At 54.2% G+C, this 16,858-nt stretch carries 12 protein-coding genes; all 12 read right to left on the reverse strand.

What is annotated here, in order from left to right; genetic code table 11:
- Positions 1-4: 4 nt before the first annotated feature.
- The 12 genes from WGC32_RS01215 to WGC32_RS01270 all read right to left on the reverse strand — a co-directional run bounded on the left by WGC32_RS01215 (position 5) and on the right by WGC32_RS01270 (position 16,755).
- Positions 5-1,009, reverse strand: a complete 1,005-nt coding sequence (locus WGC32_RS01215) for an elongator complex protein 3 (RefSeq protein WP_342680415.1) — start codon at positions 1,007-1,009, stop codon at positions 5-7.
- Positions 1,006-1,686 (reverse strand): ribonuclease III, encoded by a 681-nt coding sequence (gene rnc, locus WGC32_RS01220; protein ID WP_191481648.1) that lies wholly within the window; start codon positions 1,684-1,686, stop codon positions 1,006-1,008. The genes WGC32_RS01215 and rnc overlap by 4 nt, the downstream gene beginning before the upstream one ends.
- 17 nt (positions 1,687-1,703) lie before the next feature.
- Entirely contained in the window at positions 1,704-2,708 is a 1,005-nt protein-coding gene (plsX, locus tag WGC32_RS01225; protein WP_342680416.1) for a phosphate acyltransferase PlsX, read from the reverse strand.
- Between the two features lie 92 nt (positions 2,709-2,800).
- The gene (trmFO, locus tag WGC32_RS01230; RefSeq protein ID WP_342680417.1) at positions 2,801-4,129 is read right to left on the reverse strand and encodes a methylenetetrahydrofolate--tRNA-(uracil(54)-C(5))-methyltransferase (FADH(2)-oxidizing) TrmFO; all 1,329 of its coding nucleotides are present in this window, start codon (positions 4,127-4,129) and stop codon (positions 2,801-2,803) included.
- Positions 4,129-6,210, reverse strand: coding sequence for a type I DNA topoisomerase (topA, locus tag WGC32_RS01235; protein WP_191481651.1), 2,082 nt, complete (start codon positions 6,208-6,210; stop codon positions 4,129-4,131). Before topA ends, trmFO begins: the two co-directional genes overlap by 1 nt.
- A gap of 89 nt (positions 6,211-6,299) precedes the next feature.
- The gene (gene dprA / locus WGC32_RS01240) at positions 6,300-7,565 is read right to left on the reverse strand and encodes a DNA-processing protein DprA (protein WP_342680418.1); all 1,266 of its coding nucleotides are present in this window, start codon (positions 7,563-7,565) and stop codon (positions 6,300-6,302) included.
- A 38-nt stretch (positions 7,566-7,603) separates the two neighbouring features.
- The gene (locus tag WGC32_RS01245; protein ID WP_342680419.1) at positions 7,604-8,392 is read right to left on the reverse strand and encodes a TrmH family RNA methyltransferase; all 789 of its coding nucleotides are present in this window, start codon (positions 8,390-8,392) and stop codon (positions 7,604-7,606) included.
- A gap of 75 nt (positions 8,393-8,467) precedes the next feature.
- Positions 8,468-8,821, reverse strand: coding sequence for a 50S ribosomal protein L20 (gene rplT / locus WGC32_RS01250; RefSeq protein WP_191481654.1), 354 nt, complete (start codon positions 8,819-8,821; stop codon positions 8,468-8,470).
- 101 nt (positions 8,822-8,922) lie between these two features.
- Entirely contained in the window at positions 8,923-9,120 is a 198-nt protein-coding gene (rpmI, locus tag WGC32_RS01255; protein WP_191481655.1) for a 50S ribosomal protein L35, read from the reverse strand.
- 18 nt (positions 9,121-9,138) lie between these two features.
- Positions 9,139-9,663, reverse strand: a complete 525-nt coding sequence (gene infC, locus WGC32_RS01260; protein ID WP_224771543.1) for a translation initiation factor IF-3 — start codon at positions 9,661-9,663, stop codon at positions 9,139-9,141.
- A 231-nt stretch (positions 9,664-9,894) separates the two neighbouring features.
- Positions 9,895-13,413: a helicase-exonuclease AddAB subunit AddA gene (gene addA, locus WGC32_RS01265; protein ID WP_342680420.1), complete on the reverse strand. Its 3,519-nt coding sequence runs from the start codon at positions 13,411-13,413 to the stop codon at positions 9,895-9,897.
- 3 nt (positions 13,414-13,416) lie between these two features.
- Positions 13,417-16,755: a PD-(D/E)XK nuclease family protein gene (locus tag WGC32_RS01270; RefSeq protein WP_342680421.1), complete on the reverse strand. Its 3,339-nt coding sequence runs from the start codon at positions 16,753-16,755 to the stop codon at positions 13,417-13,419.
- Positions 16,756-16,858: the final 103 nt, after the last annotated feature.

Raw genomic sequence — 16,858 nt, forward strand, 5'->3', positions numbered from 1 at the left:
TCGATCACTTCCCCTCTGCTTTAACCTCATATTCCAAAAGGCCGGGGCACTCTTTTATCTTGGTTTGATAGCCCAGCCCTGTCAGTATTTCTAAATTCTTTCTCTTTTGCCCCGCCATCTTGGATGTATGCCCCGGCGCCACCCACAAAATAAGCTTTCCATGGGGGAGGCGCTGGGCTTTGATTTGTTCCAGGGCATGGGCAAGATAGATTTCATTTTCACAAAGTTCCCGGAAGGCCGGATGGTAAAGCCCCGCCACCATGTGATTTTCCATCTCCTGGGAGGCATGCAGGCCTAACCGGATAACCCGGATTCCCTGTCCCTCGAAAAAAAGAAGGAGCCTGGCGCAAAGTTTCACCGTCTCATCAAAATCCGGCAGCCGGTACCTGCCTTCATCCCACAGCTGGGCCAGCTGCGTTCCCCGAAGGATCACGGTAGGATAGATCCGTACTGTATCAGGGTGAAGGGCCGCCAGTCTTTCTGCCGTTTCCTCTGCGCCGGAGAGAGTATCTCCATATAGCCCTACCATCATCTGCAGCCCCAAAGAAAAGCCCATCTCCCGGATGCGCCCTGCTCCTGCTGCCACATCGGCTGCCGTATGTCCCCGCTGGTTTTTAGAAAGCACCCCGTCATCCATAGACTGGGCTCCCAGCTCAATGGCGGTAACACCGTAATCTTTAAGGATGGAGAGGATCTCAGCCTCCACAGCGTCAGGGCGGGTAGAAACCCGGATGCCGGAAAAGCCATCCTTTCCCACAAAGGGAGCGGCGGCCTCTAACAAAGCAGTCATATATCCGCGGTCAATGGCGGTAAAGCTGCCGCCAAAAAAGGCGATTTCGCTGTTTTGAGCCCGCCTGCCTAGGTCGGACAGGGCTTGTTCACAGACCCGCCTGACTTCCTCTGGTTTGGGAGCCTGTATCGCTCCTGAAATGGCGTGCTGGTCACAGAAGCTGCACCGATGGGGACAGCCAATGTGCGGGATAAAAAAGGCGACATTGGCGTGCCTCATTCTCCCATGAGCTCCAGAGCTTCCTTGGCCGCCATCTGTTCAGCGTCTTTCTTGCTGCGTCCCTCTCCCTTGCCGATAACATTGGAATTGAGATGAACCTCCACCGAAAAGTGCTTGTCATGGTCCGGTCCGCTTTCCCCCACCAGCACATAAGTCAGCTGTTCCTCCCTATTTTGCTGGATGATCTCCTGCAGGGCCGTTTTATAGTCCTTGAAAAAGACCTTTTTGTCCTTTTCCACCTGCTTTTTCACAAAGCCCAGAATGAACTTTTTCGCGTGTTCCATGCCTCCATCCAAATAGATGGCTGCAATAAGGGCCTCAAAGGCGTCGGCCAGGATGGATGGGCGTTCCCGTCCGCCCATCTGCTCCTCTCCCCGGCCCAGCATCAGGTACTGGCCCAGGCCAATCATATGGGCAAATTCACACAGGGATTTCTCGCAAACCAAGGAGGCCCGCAGCTTTGTCAGCTCCCCTTCGGGCAGGTGGGAATAATGTTTGAACAGATAGTCAGAAACCACGATGGAGAGAACCGCGTCCCCTAAAAACTCCTGACGTTCATTGCTCACAAGTCCTCGTTTTACCTCATTGACATAAGAGGTATGGGAAAGGGCTATGGTCAGATATTTGGGATTTGAAAAGGTATATCCAATGACTTTTTCCAGTTCTTTTTCTTTCATTCCTATCTCTCCCGCAACTACTGCTCCATTTTCTTCAGTTCATCCAAGGATTTTTGAATCTCCCCGATCACATCGTGCTCCACAAATTCCTTGGCCTGACGGATGGCATTTTTAAACGCATTGGCATTGGAGCTGCCGTGGGCCTTGATGACAGGCTTTGCAATGCCCATCAGAGGCGCCCCGCCGTACTCGGTGTAATCCATCCTCTTTTTAAAGTCCATCAGCCCGCCTTTAATGCTGGCCGCCGCCAACTTGGTCAGGGTGTTCTTATAAAGGATATTCTTAATGTTGCCCATCATGGCGGAAGCCATTCCCTCTGTCAGCTTGAGGACGATATTGCCGGAAAAACCGTCGCATACCACCACTTCACATTCCCCAAAGGGAATATCTCTGGGCTCAATGTTGCCTGTAAAGTGCAAAGGCGCATTTTTGAGCAGGCCAAAGGCATCCTTTTGCAGATCGGTGCCCTTGGTGTCCTCTGCCCCTACATTGAGCAGCCCTACCCGGGGGGAGGAAATCTTCAGGATCTTATTCATATACGCGCTGCCCATAATCCCAAACTGCAAGAGCATTTCCGGCCGGCACTCCAGATTGGCGCCTGCGTCCATCAGCATATAGCATCCGGTGTTGGAGGGAATAATAGGAGCCAAGGCCGCCCGTTTGATTCCCTTGATGCGCTTGACCAGCAAGGAGGAACCCACCACCAGTGCGCCGGTGGAGCCAGCGCTTACGAAAGCGTCTCCTTCACCTTCGCTGAGAAGCTTTAGCCCCTTGGCCAGAGAAGATTCTCCATGCTCTTTGACAATACTGGTGGGATCCGCTTCCACCGCAATTACGTCAGGAGCGTGGACGATTTCCATCCTCTGTAGGGAAATATGATGCTCAGCGCACACCTTTTTGATGATCTCCTCGTCACCGGTCAGTACAATTTGAATACCGTATTCCTGTACCGCCAAAGCACAGCCTTTCACTACCTCCAGCGGCGCATTGTCTCCGCCGAAAGCATCTACTATGATTTTCATGTGCACTCCATTTCTCCGCGCGGCCTTTTCCCTCCCCAGCGCCCGCGCGAAAACGCAGGGGAGGTGCCGCCTTGATTGGCAGCTGTCTTTTGTCATCCTTTGAGGACCAGATCCTCTTTTCGGCTCTCCAGCACCTTCTCCAAGCTTTCCAGCGCCCTCTGCGCCACCTGAAGGTAACGCTTATTCTTATCCCGCTCCCGCTGCAGGGGCGGGGGAAGCAGGCCCATATTGGCGCCCATGGGTTGAAAATCCTTAACGCTCTCATCGCTGATATAACGGGAAAGCGCCCCGGTCATGGTGTCAAAGGGAAGCTCCAGCGGTGCTTTTTCCGCAAGTGCCAGCGCCATGTTGATCCCGGCCAGGATGCCGGACATGGCCGACTCCATATACCCTTCCACCCCTGTCATCTGGCCGGCGAAAAAGATACGCGGCTCTTTTTTTAGGCAGAAATGCTGATCCAACAGTCGCGGGGAATCCAAAAAGGTATTGCGGTGCATGACGCCGTAGCGGACAAATTCCGCATGCTCAAGGCCCGGAATCATGGAAAAGACCCGCTTTTGCTCCGGGAAAAGCAGGTTTGTCTGGAAACCAACGATGTTATAGAGGCTGCCGGCGGCGTTTTCCCGCCGCAGCTGAACCACCGCCCAGGGACGGTGTCCGGTCCTCGGATCCCGGAGGCCCACCGGTTTGAGAGGGCCAAAGCGGATGGTGTCCGGCCCCCGTTTTGCCAGCACCTCGATGGGCATACAGCCCTCATAGACTTTAAATCCGTCTTTTTCAAAGTCTTTCAGCTCCACCGATTTCGCCCGGATCAGTTCCCCATAAAAAGCCTCGTACTCCTCTTTGTCAAAGGGGCAGTTGATGTAATCGTCGTCCCCGCGGTCATATCGGGCGGCGAAGAAGCAGCGCTCCATATTCAGGCTTTCCGCTGTAACAATCGGGGCCGCTGCGTCAAAAAAGCTAAGGTATTCCTCTCCCAAAAGGCTCCTAATATGCTCCGAGAGCTTTTGGGAGGTCAGGGGGCCCGTCGCTACCACCACAGGGCCATCGGGGAGGGAGGTGACCTCTTCCTCTATGACATCAATATTTCCCTGGGCACGGATTTTATCCGTTACCAGGTCGGAAAACGCCTCCCGATCCACCGCTAACGCCCCTCCTGCCGGCACTGCACATGCCTTAGCACAGGGGACGGTGAGGGAACCCAACCGCTCCATCTCCTCCTTGAGCAGCCCTGCGGCAGAAGACAGACGCATAGCCTTGAGGGAATTGGAACAGACAAGCTCAGCCATGCCGGGATAGTGGTGGGCTGGAGAAAACTTTTTCGGCTTCATCTCATAAAGCCGCACATCAAAACCGCGGCGGGCCAGCTGCCAGGCTGCTTCGCATCCAGCAAGGCCCGCGCCGATCACCGATACTGTCATCAGTCCTTCAGCCCCCGCTCATAGTCGCAGGTGTCGTTGCCGCAGTAGATCTTCCCATTTTTGCCCCGCTTTTTAAATAAAGAGGTACCGCATTTCGGACACTTTTCTTCCAGAGGCTCATCCCAGGTCATAAAGGAGCACTTAGGGTTATTCTCGCATCCAAAATAGGATTTGCCATTCTTCGACTTCTTGGCCAAAATCTTTCCCTTGCACAGCGGGCAGATGCCAGGAGTTTCCTGGACAATTTTTTTGGTATTGCGGCATTCGGGGAATCCGGGGCAGGCCAAAAATTTGCCGTATCTGCCGTTTTTGATGACCATCTTCCGGCCGCACAGCTCACAGACCACATCGGTTTCCTCATCCGGCACCTTGATCTTGGTGCCGTCCATATTCTTCTCCGCTGTCTCCAGGGTCTTGGCGAAATCTTTATAGAACCGGTCCAGGGTCTTGACCCAATCGGCCTTGCCCAATTCTACCCGGTCCAGATCCTTTTCCATCTTTGCGGTGAAGGCCACATCCACGATGTTGGCAAAGTTCTCGCTCATCACCTTGGTGGTGATCTCACCTAACGCTGTAGGCTTGAGCTGCTTGCCCTCCCGCTCCACATAACCTCGGGTCAGAATGGTGGAGATGGTAGGAGCGTAGGTGCTGGGGCGTCCGATCTCATTTTCCTCCAGGGCTTTGATGATAGAAGCTTCTGTATACCGTGGCGGCGGCTGGGTAAAGTGCTGGGTGCCATCCAGGGATTTCACCTTGAGAGGATCTCCCACCACCAGCGGCGGCAAAACGCCGCTTTCCTCGTTGTCCTCCTCCTTGCTTTCTTCATACAGCACGGTAAAACCATCGAACTTCACCGAATAACCCGAGGCCTTGAAAGTATAGTTTTTCGCGTTGATGTCAGCGGATACGGTATTGAGAAGCGCGGTAGCCATCTGGCTGGCGATGAAACGTTCCCAGATGAGTTTATACAGTTTATACTGGTCGGAGGAAAGGCTCGATTTTACCCGGTCCGGCGTCAGAGAGGGCATAGCCGGCCGGATGGCCTCATGGGCATCCTGGGCCGAGCTTTTGGTTTTATAGACCCGGCGGGTCTGGGGGAGATACTGCTTGCCGTACTTTTCCAGGATGAACGTCTCTGCCTCTGCCCTAGCCTCATCGGAGATGCGCAGAGAGTCGGTTCTCATATAGGTAATCAGTCCGGTGGGGCCCATGCCTTCCACATCCACGCCTTCGTAGAGCTCCTGGGCCGCCTTCATGGTCCGCCGGGCCTGGAAGCCCAGACGGCGGGAGGCCTCCTGCTGCAGGGTGGAGGTGATAAAGGGAGGCGCCGGCGTCTTTTTCCGGACCCCTTTCTTGACGCTGCCCACCACAAAGGGAGCGCCCTCCAGGTCTGCCAGGATGGCGTTGGCCTGCTCCTCATTTTTGATCTCTATCTTTTCTCCGTCTTTGGAGTGAAGCTTTGCTCCGAACACCTTGCGGGAGCCTTTCGCGGAAAGCTTGGCGTCAATGCTCCAATACTCTTCCGGCTTAAAGGCACGGATTTCCTCTTCTCGGTCTACAATCAGCCGGACCGCCACCGACTGAACCCGGCCGGCGGAAAGGCCGCTCTTAATCTTTTTCCACAGGAAGGGCGAAATCTTATAACCTACAATCCGGTCGAGGATCCTGCGGGCCTGCTGAGCGTCCACCAGGTCCTGGTCAATCTTTCTCGGATGCTCCATCCCCGACTGGACTCCCGATTTGGTGATCTCGTTGAAGGTCACCCGGTTTTCATCATCGGTGGGTATTTTCAAAAGATGGGCCAGATGCCAGGAAATAGCCTCCCCTTCCCGGTCCGGGTCGGTGGCCAGATAGATATGGTCACTCTTTTTTGCCTTGGCCTTCAGGTTGCGGATAATTTCTTCCTTTCCCTTGATGGCAATGTAGTGGGGCTCAAAATTATGCTCCACATCCACGCCCAGCCGGCTTTTGGGCAGGTCCCGGATGTGGCCCATAGAAGCCACAACATCATAGTCCTTCCCCAGATATTTTTGAATGGTTTTCGCCTTGGCCGGCGACTCCACAATGACTAAATTCGACATGCTAACCTCCCAATTGCTAAACTTTCAAAAACCGGACGCTTTCACGTCCATCTATATGCAGAGGAAATGCTTTTGGGCAAACATTCCACTCATTTTCCATAGCGACGTCCTGCATAGGATCGTACCGCCCCTGCAATTTCCAGCTCTGTCAGAGCGCCGAGCACCTGAGAAATTCGCATTCCCAAGGTCTGGGCAATCTCTTCCATATGGACAGGTTCTTCGCTCAGCACCCGGTAAACCTGTAGCGCTTCTTCCGAAACCTTGGGATCCTGGGAATGCCGGTGACAATCCGTCACATCCTGCCCGCTGTTTCTATTTTGCTGAGAAAGCTTCGGGCTATACTCAGGATCCGGCTCAATTTCCGCCTGTTCCTTCAAGGGCGCGTCTGTCTCTTCCTCTAAAACAGGAAGAGGCTCTCCCGTCAATCGCGCCTTGTTCTTTCTCTGTTCCTGTAGCAGCTCCCGTTCATACCGGAAGCGGTAAAAATCTATGACATCGGCAGGTTCTGTTGCAGGGATACAGCCATCCCGCAAAAGCCGCAGATTGCCGGATACCGTTGGATCATACAATGGTGCTGGCACCACAAACAGGTCTTTGCCCTGTTCCAGCGCGTCATCGGCGGTAATCAGGGAACCGCTGTGCTTTGGCGCCTGGATGACCAGCGTTCCTAGAGAAAGCCCGGAAATCAACCGGTTGCGGGCTGGGAAATTCCCTTTCCATGGGCCGGTGCCCGGCGGATATTCGGTCACAATACAGCCGTACTTGGAGACAAGTTCCTTCATTTTGGCGTTTTCCGCTGGATAATTCACATCAATGCCGCAGCCCAGCACGCCAATCACATAGCCGCCGGCCTTCAGGGCCGCTTTCATGGACATAATGTCCACGCCCACCGCCATACCGCTGATGACGCAAATCCCTGCTCTTGCCAGCTGGGTGCCAAAGTCCACAGCCGCCTTCTTGCCATAGGGCGTCATCTTTCTTGTGCCCACCATGGCAATGGCCGGGATCTGATCCAGCCCCGCAAGGGTGCCCTTTTGGTACAAAACAGCAGGCGGGGCATAGATGTGGCGGAGGCGATCGGGAAATTCCGGGGCGTCGTAACAGAGGATGTCGCATCCCACCCGCTGGCAGTCGGATATAATCTTGTCCGCTATGTCCAGCGGCGTATTTTTACATTTTTGCAGCTGGGAATTGGTGATGCTGGTCAGTTCCTTCAGACCCGCATCCGGGTCGCAGGAGGACACGGCCTCATAAAAGCGCTGGGGATCACCATACACATCCAAAATGTCACAGATCAAAGCACTGCCTTGGTGGATGCAGCACTGCAGCCAAACCCAATAACGAGTGGAGACCATCTGTCTTCCTCCTCCGCCGTTTTCCGGCATCGTTTTGCCTATTTTGTCATCTCCCACAGAAATACCGCTGCGGCCACCGCCGCATTAAGGGACTCGGCTCTGCCTTTCATGGGGATGATGACCTTCTGATCGCACAGCGCCTGTTCCTTTGCTGAAAGGCCGTTGCCCTCATTGCCGATAAGCACAAGGGCACCGCCGTCGAAATGAAGTCCAGTCAAAGGAACACTGTCCTCCGATAGGGCAGCGCCATATACAGAGACACCAGCGGCCCGCATCCGGACTGTTAAATCCTGCAGGTCATCGGTCACGGCAATGGGCAGGCGGAAGGCGCTGCCCATGGTGGAGCGCAGCACCTTCGGGCTGTAGATATCGGGGCAATCCCCGGTGACAATCAGCCCATCAATGCCGAACGCTTCCGCACTGCGGATGACAGTGCCCATATTTCCCGGATCCTGCAGGGAGCATAAAGCCAGATATTTCCCGTTACTGTTTATTTTAGCAAGGGTTTTTTGGTTGTCAAGCAGATTGCACAGACAAAATACCCCCTGCGGGGTGGATGCGGTGGATATTTTCTGGGCCACCCCTGTGGAAATGGGGGTAGCATGGGGGCTTTGGCAAAGCAAATACTTCATCTCTTCAGGATATTTTTCCAAGCTCTCCGGGGTATAAAATATTTGCTTTACCAAAACGCCGGAATGAAAGGCCTCTAAACACAGCTTAACGCCCTCCGTTACAAAAAGGCCCTGTTCCCGCCGCGCCTTTTTGCTTGCCAAAAGCTTGCACAGGTTTTTCACCGTCGGATTTTCCCGGCTTGTGAGGATGTCCATCTTCTTCCTCCTTTGGCTGCCTTCCATATGAAAAAATATGCCCGGGTCATCCGACACGGGCATATTCCAAAGCTCTTAGAGAGCAGCTTTTGCTTTTTCAACCAGTGCGGTAAATGCAGCCGGATCATTGATAGCGATCTCAGAGAGCATTTTGCGGTTGAGGTTGATCTGGGCTTTTTTCAGACCGTTCATGAAGGTGGAATAGTTCATTCCATTCATGCGGCAAGCAGCAGAAATACGGGTGATCCACAGGCTGCGGAAGTTGCGTTTTTTCTGTTTGCGGCCGATATAGGCATAGTTGCCGGATTTCATGACCGCCTGTTTTGCGGTCTTAAAGAGTCTGCTCTTTGCGCCATAGTAGCCTTTGGCAAGTTTGAGGACTTTTTTTCTTCTCTTGCGGGTCATCATTGCCCCTTTGATACGTGCCATAGTTTCGTTACCTCCAATAGTAAAGCGCAGGATGCCGGTTTCGACAATCCGCTTTCGTTTTTAGGTCTTGCGACAATCTTTGGTTTTGATCGTCAGTTCTCTTATTTGTAGGGAACCAGCAGCTTGATCTGCTTCATATTGGTCTTGTCAGCATAGGTAGCTTTGCGCAGACCTCTTTTGCGTTTTGTCGATTTTTTGTTCAGGATATGGGATTTAAATGCATGGGCGCGTTTCACTTTACCATTTTTGGTCAGTTTGAACCTTTTTTTCGCACCAGTGTGTGTTTTAATCTTAGGCATTTTATAGTTCCTCCTAAATCACTTTGTGGGCTTGGACGAAATGAACATTGTCATGCTGCGTCCCTCAATCTTCGGCATCTTTTCAACGCTTCCAAATTCGCTACAAGCATCTGCAAAACGCTGCATAATCCCGGTGCCCAGCTGGGCGTGAGCCATTTCGCGTCCGCGGAACCGAATGGAGACTTTGACCTTATTGCCGGCTTTCAGGAATTTCTGTGCATGATTGACCTTTGTGTTAAAATCATTGGTGTCAATGTTCAGAGAGAGGCGCACCTCTTTAATCTCAATGACCCGCTGGTTTTTCTTTGCTTCCTTCTCGCGCTTGGACTGCTCAAAACGGTATTTGCCATAGTCCATAATGCGGCAAACAGGCGGTTTCGCCTGGGGAGCGATTTTTACAAGGTCCAGGTTCTTTTCCAAAGCAATACGCTGCGCGTCTCTGCCGGAAAGGATGCCCAGCTGGCTGCCGTCGGCATCAATCACCCTGACTTCTTTGTCCCTGATCTCCTCATTGATCTGCAGTTCCTTGTTGCTAATTGTCAAGCACCTCCAAAATCCAAAGTAAAATACAAAGCGTGGACGGCAAACCATCCACGCTCAATACACGAATCAAAGCACAGAAATATCCTGTGCCGAGTGGTATTGACCTTCTGCGCTGCCGCCTTTTACAAGGCCGCGAAAAGGTGAGAACGGATTGACGGTTCTACTTTGTTGTCTTAACTATCTTAGCAAAACATTGCCATTCTGTCAACAGTTTTTCGCATAAAAGCCAAGCTATACCCGAATTTCCCCATCGAGATGAAAGGAATAGAGGATTTTTTCTTTGACAGGATGCCCTAACGCCTTCTGAGCGATTTCTTCATACAGGGCCAGCTGGCCGGCGTATCGCGCCACAAGCTCCTCCGGCCCCTTGACCTGGTCGGTCTTGTAGTCCACAATGACCATCTCCTCCCCCTCAAAGAAGAGACAGTCCATAACTCCCTGAATGGAAATGGGCTCCTCTCCCGGTTCCCCGCCGGCAATTTCAGCGGAGACTTCCCCCAAAAAGCGGTATTCCCGCAGAAGTCGGGGGGAAGCCAGCATCCGCTTGCCTATCCCGCTTTCAAAAAAGCTGCTCACCTTTTGGGGAGATACCCACTGGGCCTCCTGTGGGGAGATAAACTGGCGCTCTACCAGCCGGGCAATTTCCTCCTCCGGGCTGCGGCTGGCTGCCTTAAAGTCGGCAAACTGCATAAACTTGTGGATGGCGTTGCCCTTTTGGGCCGGGGTAAGCTCATCGTGGCGCAAAAAGGAGGGCCGGCGGAGAAACCGATGTCCCGGCCCCTCTTTGACCACCTGGGAAACAGAGAGTTTCGTTGGAATGCGCACCGCCTTTTCATAGGGATAAGAAAAATCCATCTGGAGGAGAAGCTGTTTTGTCAGCTCCGAATCCTCCCGGCTTTCATAGGATATTTCTTTTCCCATACTCTGTTCCTCGTTTTCCGGCAGGACGACCTCTACCTTCCAGGGGCTTCCCCCATTCATATCCAATGCTTTTCCGCTGGGGAGCCCCGCCAGCAATCTCAGTTTGTCCGCGTCCGGATGGCGCAGCGCTCCCATGAGGATCCACTCTCCATAGGAACCTGCTCCCATAACAGCGCTAGGAGGGATGGAAACCTCTTCCCCCAGCAGAGCTCCCAACCTGCCCAGGCTCTTCTCCATATCCTTGAGACCCACCGACAGGATCAGCCGCTCCTTAGCCCTGGTCAGTGCCACATAAAGCACCCGCATCTCCTCAGAAAGCTGGGCCCGGAGGGTTTCCAGCTTCAGCGCCTCATGGGGAACGGTGGTAAACTGCTTCAGGGTAGCAAGATCCCGCCGGACACAGGAAAAGCCCAGACGGGGATGGGTCAGTGTCGCGCTTTTCAGATCGGACTTATTAAACTGGCGGGATGTGTCCGCCAGGATAACCACGGGAAATTCCAGCCCTTTGGACTTATGGATGCTCATAATCCGTACCATATCCCCGCCCTCACCCAGATTTTGGGCTCCAGGCAGATCGTCTTCTTCCTCGATCATCCGATCCAATAGCCGCAGCAGCTCCCCCAGGCCCTGATAGCCTCCCGCTTCATAACGGCGGCAGTAGTCCACAAACAAATGCAGGTTGTCCCGGCGCTGTCTGGGGCTTTCATAGGCCATCATTTTAGAGATAAGCCCCGTTTCATCGTATATTTTCTGTACCAGCCGGTAGATGGGGTTGGCAATGCCAAAATCCCGCATCCGCTGGATAAGGGAAAGCGCTTTCCCGCACTGGGCATCCCCCGCCTGGGCCCCTTTGCACAAAGCTATATAAAAGGAAGAGCCTCGGTCATAGAGCCGGATGCGGGTCAAATCGTCCGCGTCCATCATCAGAGCCGGGGAGAGAAGGGCGGCGGCCAGCGCCACATCGTTTTGAGGATTGTCGATCACCCGCAGCAGGGAAAGGATGGTCTGAATTTCCTTGGACTGAAAAAATCCGCCGCTCAGGTCGCATCCGGCGCCTATTCCGGCGCGGAGGAGGGCATCCCGGTAAACTTCCGCCCGGCCCTTGGGCGAACGCAGGAGGATGCAGAAATCCGACGCCCTGCAGGGGCGGATTTCTCCCCCTTCCTCCACCAAAACCTGCTCCCGCAGCATGGCTGCAATTTTCCCCGCGATATAAGCGGCTTCTGCTTCTGCCCGCTCTTTGGCGTCAGCACAGGAAGAAAGATCCAGGGCCCACAGCTCGGTCTGCAACCCATCAGGGCTCTCAAAATGCGCGCTGGGCCAAAGGGCCTCCCCCTCATCGTAGACAATTTCTCCCGCCTGCTCGCTCATCAGCTGGGAAAAAAGGAAGTTGACGGCGTCGGTGACCCCCTTCCGGCTGCGGAAGTTGTTCTGGAGCAGAATTTTTGCCGGCCGCACCCCTTGGGTAATGTCGGCGTATTGGTTTTTCCTCTCCAGAAAAAGCTCTGGCATGGCCTGGCGGAATCGGTAGATACTCTGCTTAACATCCCCTACCATGAAGAGGTTCTCCTCACCCTGGGAAAGGGCGCGGAAAATCATGTCCTGGATCTCGTTGGTGTCCTGATATTCATCCACCAGGATTTCATCGAAAGATTGGGAAAGCTCCCTTGCCGTATCGGTCTGTTGGTAACCGTTTTCTCCCCGTTCCATCAGCAGGCGCAGGGACATTTGCTCAATGTCGGAAAAGTCAATGAGCTTCTTTTGTAGCTTTGCCTGGGAAAAACGCCGGGCAAAATCCTTAACTAGGTCAAACAACAGCCGGATATGGGGCAGAAGAAAGGCAATATCCTCCTGATATTCGGCCTCACTGGCGCAAAACTGATGGCTGAGCAAGGAGGCAATACTCTCTTTGACCATCTTCCGCCCGTTTTGCACCTGATCCTTGAAAGCCGTATTCTCATACTTTCTCAACTGCCCCAATTTCATAAACTGAAAATGGGAAAGGGCGCTGACAGCAGCATCCCAGTCCCCGCCATCCAGCACCTGGGACAGGGCCTCCAACTGATACAAATCATCCTGAAATGCGGGAAGATAGGCCTTTTCCATGGCCTCATCCCCCGCCATCTGGGCGATGGAATCCTTGGTGATCCGTTTCGCCCGCTCCACAGTATCCCCGGCGTAGGAAAGGATGATCCTCCCCCATATGCTTTCACCCGCTGCCGGAGCGTTTTCATAATCCGCCAGCTTTTGATCCAGCCAGTCCTCATAAAAGGGATGGGAGACCAAAAAGCCATAAAGGCGGTCGATAATCGCCTGCAAGCGGCTGTCATTTTTGGTAGAGGAAAAAAGCTCCACCAGGTCATAAAAAGCTTCTCCTCCGCTTTCATAAGCGCTTTCCATCAGCTGTTCCAACACATCCGCCCGGATGGTGGAAAGCTCATATTCATCCCCAATCCGAAAATCGGCGGGGAGATCCAGCCGCATAAAGTTCTGCCGGATGAGCTCCAGGCAGAAGGCGTGAACCGTGCTGATGTGGGCTCCGGAGAGCAGGGTCTGCTGGCGAAGGAGTTGGGTGTTGCTGCTGTCTGCACTGAGCAGTTCACTGAGCCTGGCCCCGATGCGGGCGCGCATCTGGGCCGCCGCCGCATTGGAGAAGGTAACCACCAGCAGCCGGTCCACATCCACCGGGCTCACCGGATCCGTAATTTTCCGGATGATCCGCTCCACCAGCACCGCTGTCTTCCCGCTGCCAGCAGCGGCGGAAACCAGCAAGGGTCCTCCCTGAGAAGAAATCGCCAGGTGCTGCATAGGTGTCCAATTGACTGCCATGGCCTATTCCTCCTCTCCGTATCGTTCATCCAGCTGGGCATAGAACGTTTCTTTATCCAAGGTGGGGAGAAGATGGGCTCCGTCTCCCCCTTCATGTTTGCATACCGCCTGAAAGTCGCACCAGTGACAGGCAGGGATTCCTCCCTGTTCCACCGGATCAGCGCCAATCCTCCCCTGGCATAAGGCGTCTGCCATGCGGATGATCTCATCGTTGACATGGCGGCTGAGCTTGCCTAACCGGGCCAGGGTGGCCAGGGAGGACAGCTTGTCAAAGGTGCCGTCCTTTTTCTTTTTCGCCGGGATAAATACCCCCCGAACCTCTGGCTCCATGGCCTCCACCACCTCTTCATCCTCCAGAAGAAGGCCGTTCATCTTCAAGGTCTTGGCGTGTTCCTGCTCCATCTGCTCCGGGGTGGCATGGCGGTCGGCGGTGATGATCTCGCTTTTAGCCGGCATGTAGAGAACCCCGGCAGGATAACAGTCTTTATATTTCCCCGCGCCGTTTTCCCAAAGGGAGAACAGATAGATCAGCATCTGCATATTCAGCCCATAGGCAATATCCGAAAGGGAAAACTGCTTGACGCCGGATTTATAGTCCACCACCCGGACATATTTTTTCCCCCGGACCACCGCCATGTCCACCCGGTCGATGATCCCCTCCACCAGGATATGCTCCCCGGTTTTAGAGACAAGCTCCACCGGCTTGTTTTCTCCGTATTCCCGGATAGGAAGCTCAAAATCCACCGGTTCAAACTGGCTTTGGGCAAACTCCCGGGCCAGCTGGGAGAGCAGCCGGGTCAGGGTATCGGTCAGCCGGGAAAAGAGATACCTCATCCGTTTGGGAATTTCCCCCTCCCCGAATACCGTCTGTAGGTATTGGGCCAGCAATTGCTGACACTCCTCCCGGAGGGCGGCATGGGTCAACTGATGCAGCCCTCTGGCCCCATGGCGGGACACCATCTGCTCCAGCACGAAATGGATGACGCTGCCCGACTGAATCGGGGAAAATTCCGCCTTTTTCCGGGGCCGGAGCCCCAGCATATCCTGGCAGAAATACTGAAAGGGACAGTGATAATACCGGTCCAGCCGGGAGGGGCTCAGTTTAAGCCTGTTCCCCAGCAAAGCCCTGGCGTTTGCTTCCTCCCGGAGCGCGTAGGGCCTATTCTGCGCTAAGAAAAAGAGGTTTTCTACCATCTCTTTTTGCGTCCTAGCTGCCGCCTTGGCCAGGGATATCGTCCCGGGCAGATCCTCCCGCAGGTGTTCTGCCAACATATCCATGGCCGAACGCTGATTCTCTACAAAATAAGACGCTGGCAGCCGATCTATATGCAAAGGGGCAAGCCCTTCCACCATGGTGCAAATCTGCTGAACAAAGGGGGCTGGGAACAAGGGTTTGCCCTCCTCATCCATGGTAGGATAGGAAATGACCAACTTTTGGGAGGGCGATGTCACCGCCATATAAATATAGGTAAACTCCTTATAAAAGCGGTCCTCCAAGGTCTCAAAAACCTGCTCCCCCAGCCGGTTGATTAGCAGGCGCTCCGGCTGGGAAATCAAGCTCTGAGGCGGCGCGCTCAGGGGAAACACCCCCTCATTTGCCCCTAAAATCAAGGTCACCTTTGGGCCGCTGGGGCGGATGCGGTCGGCCGCACCGATGGTCACCTGATCCAGGGTCTGGGGGATATGTCCCAGGTCGCTCCCGGCGATGGAAAGGCTGAGCATCTCTCCCAGCCGGGCAAGGCCTAGCTGCCTTCCCCCCAATACGGCGGAAAACTGCTCTAGGATGCCCATCAGCACCTCCCAGCAGGCATACAGCTCATCCGCTCTGTTTTTCTCCCCCGCCCTCTCATAGGATTTTGCCAGCATTTCCACCCTGCCCGGTATCCCTGTTTCCTCTAGATAGGCAAAGATGGCCCGGGCAAAAGCCTCTCCATCCAGGCTGCCGCGGGTTTTTTCCCGAAAAGCGGACAGAGGGCCCACAATGGTCTTTCTCAACTCCTCCAGAGCGACAAGCTTCTCCCCATCCTCTTCCGTCATCCTGGTCTGCATGCCGGAAGGATTTTGCTTCCATTCCTGAAGCCAGCCGTTTCGGTCAATGTTCCAGGTATAGCAGTAGCCTTCCAGGTCATAGATACTGTCAGAATCCACCTCCAAAAGGTAGCTTTTGAGATGCCGCATGACATCCCCAGTGGAAAAATTCCCTCGGGCTATGTCCACCAGGGAGGTAACCAGGTTCATCAGCGGCATATACTGCACCTGAATCCGCTGATCCATAAAATAGGGGATGTCGTAGCGGGCAAACACATCTTCCAGGGAAGCCTGATAGTCCTCCAGGCTCCTGGCGATGACAACAATATCCCGATAGCGCAGCCCTTTCTCCCGGACAAGCTTGCGGATGGTAGCCGCCGCGAAGCGCACCTCCTCATACCGGCTTCCCGCCTGCGCCACCAGGACAGAACCGTCATTTTGACCGGTCCTCTCCCCGGGGACATAGGCGCACTGGGCCGCTACATGGCCAAGGGTTGCCTTTTCATAACGATAAACTTCCGTCAGCAGAACCGGCGGCGCTACTGTACAACCGCTTTCCTTGGCCATCCTCATCAACCGGCGGGCGGTGTCCCGACAGACATCAAAGGCCCTGGCCCCTGTACCGGTAAGTGAATCGCAGCAAAGGGAAACAGAAACCTCCTCCGCCTTTTGCAGCGCGCACTGAATGAGGGCAAGTTCTGCCTTTGGAAAGGAAAAAAAGGCGTCTAGGATAACCACAGAGTCTAAAAAGAAATCTGTATCCTGTACCAAGGAAAGGGCCCGCATTAAATCATCCCTGGGGTCATGGCGTCCCCGTTCCAGCATTGCCTCGTAGGCACTGTAGATGAGCGACAGGTCGGAAAGCTTTTCCCCAACGGGGCTTCCCTCCAGACTTTGAGACAGTTCTTCCACCTCTTCAGGACCCAGCGAGGAGTTTTTAAACTCGTCAAGCATGGAAAGGGCTTTGGAGGCGAAGGCGGTGTTCCCCGCCTGCCGCTCATAGACAGACAGGTGATCCCTCACCTGATCCAACGCCATGCTCATGAGCATCGTCCTGCCGCTGTCATCCAGGCTTTCCCCTGAAAGCCCGCCATACTCTCGGAAAATGAGATTACACAGCCGGGAAAAACTGACCGCTTCGATCTTTTCGCCGCCTTGCGCCAGAAAAGTGGTGACCGCTTTTTCCGTTTCAAACGAATATTGTTCCGGGACAATAAAAAAGACCCGCTTTCCCTGTTGGGATGCTTCCTCTGCCTTTCGGAGCAGATAGGTGGTTTTCCCTGTGCCCGAAACCCCCAGCAGCAATCTCAGCATGGCCCTTCCTCCTTTCCAGTTGCTTGTATTTTATCACATCCGCCGGATAAAGAAAAGCGGACTCCCAAGCACCAAAAAATCCCCTCTGCACATAGCAGAGGGG

It is taken from the genome of Zongyangia acetica, assembly GCF_038739695.1.
GTDB lineage: Bacteria > Bacillota > Clostridia > Oscillospirales > Ruminococcaceae > Zongyangia > Zongyangia gallinarum.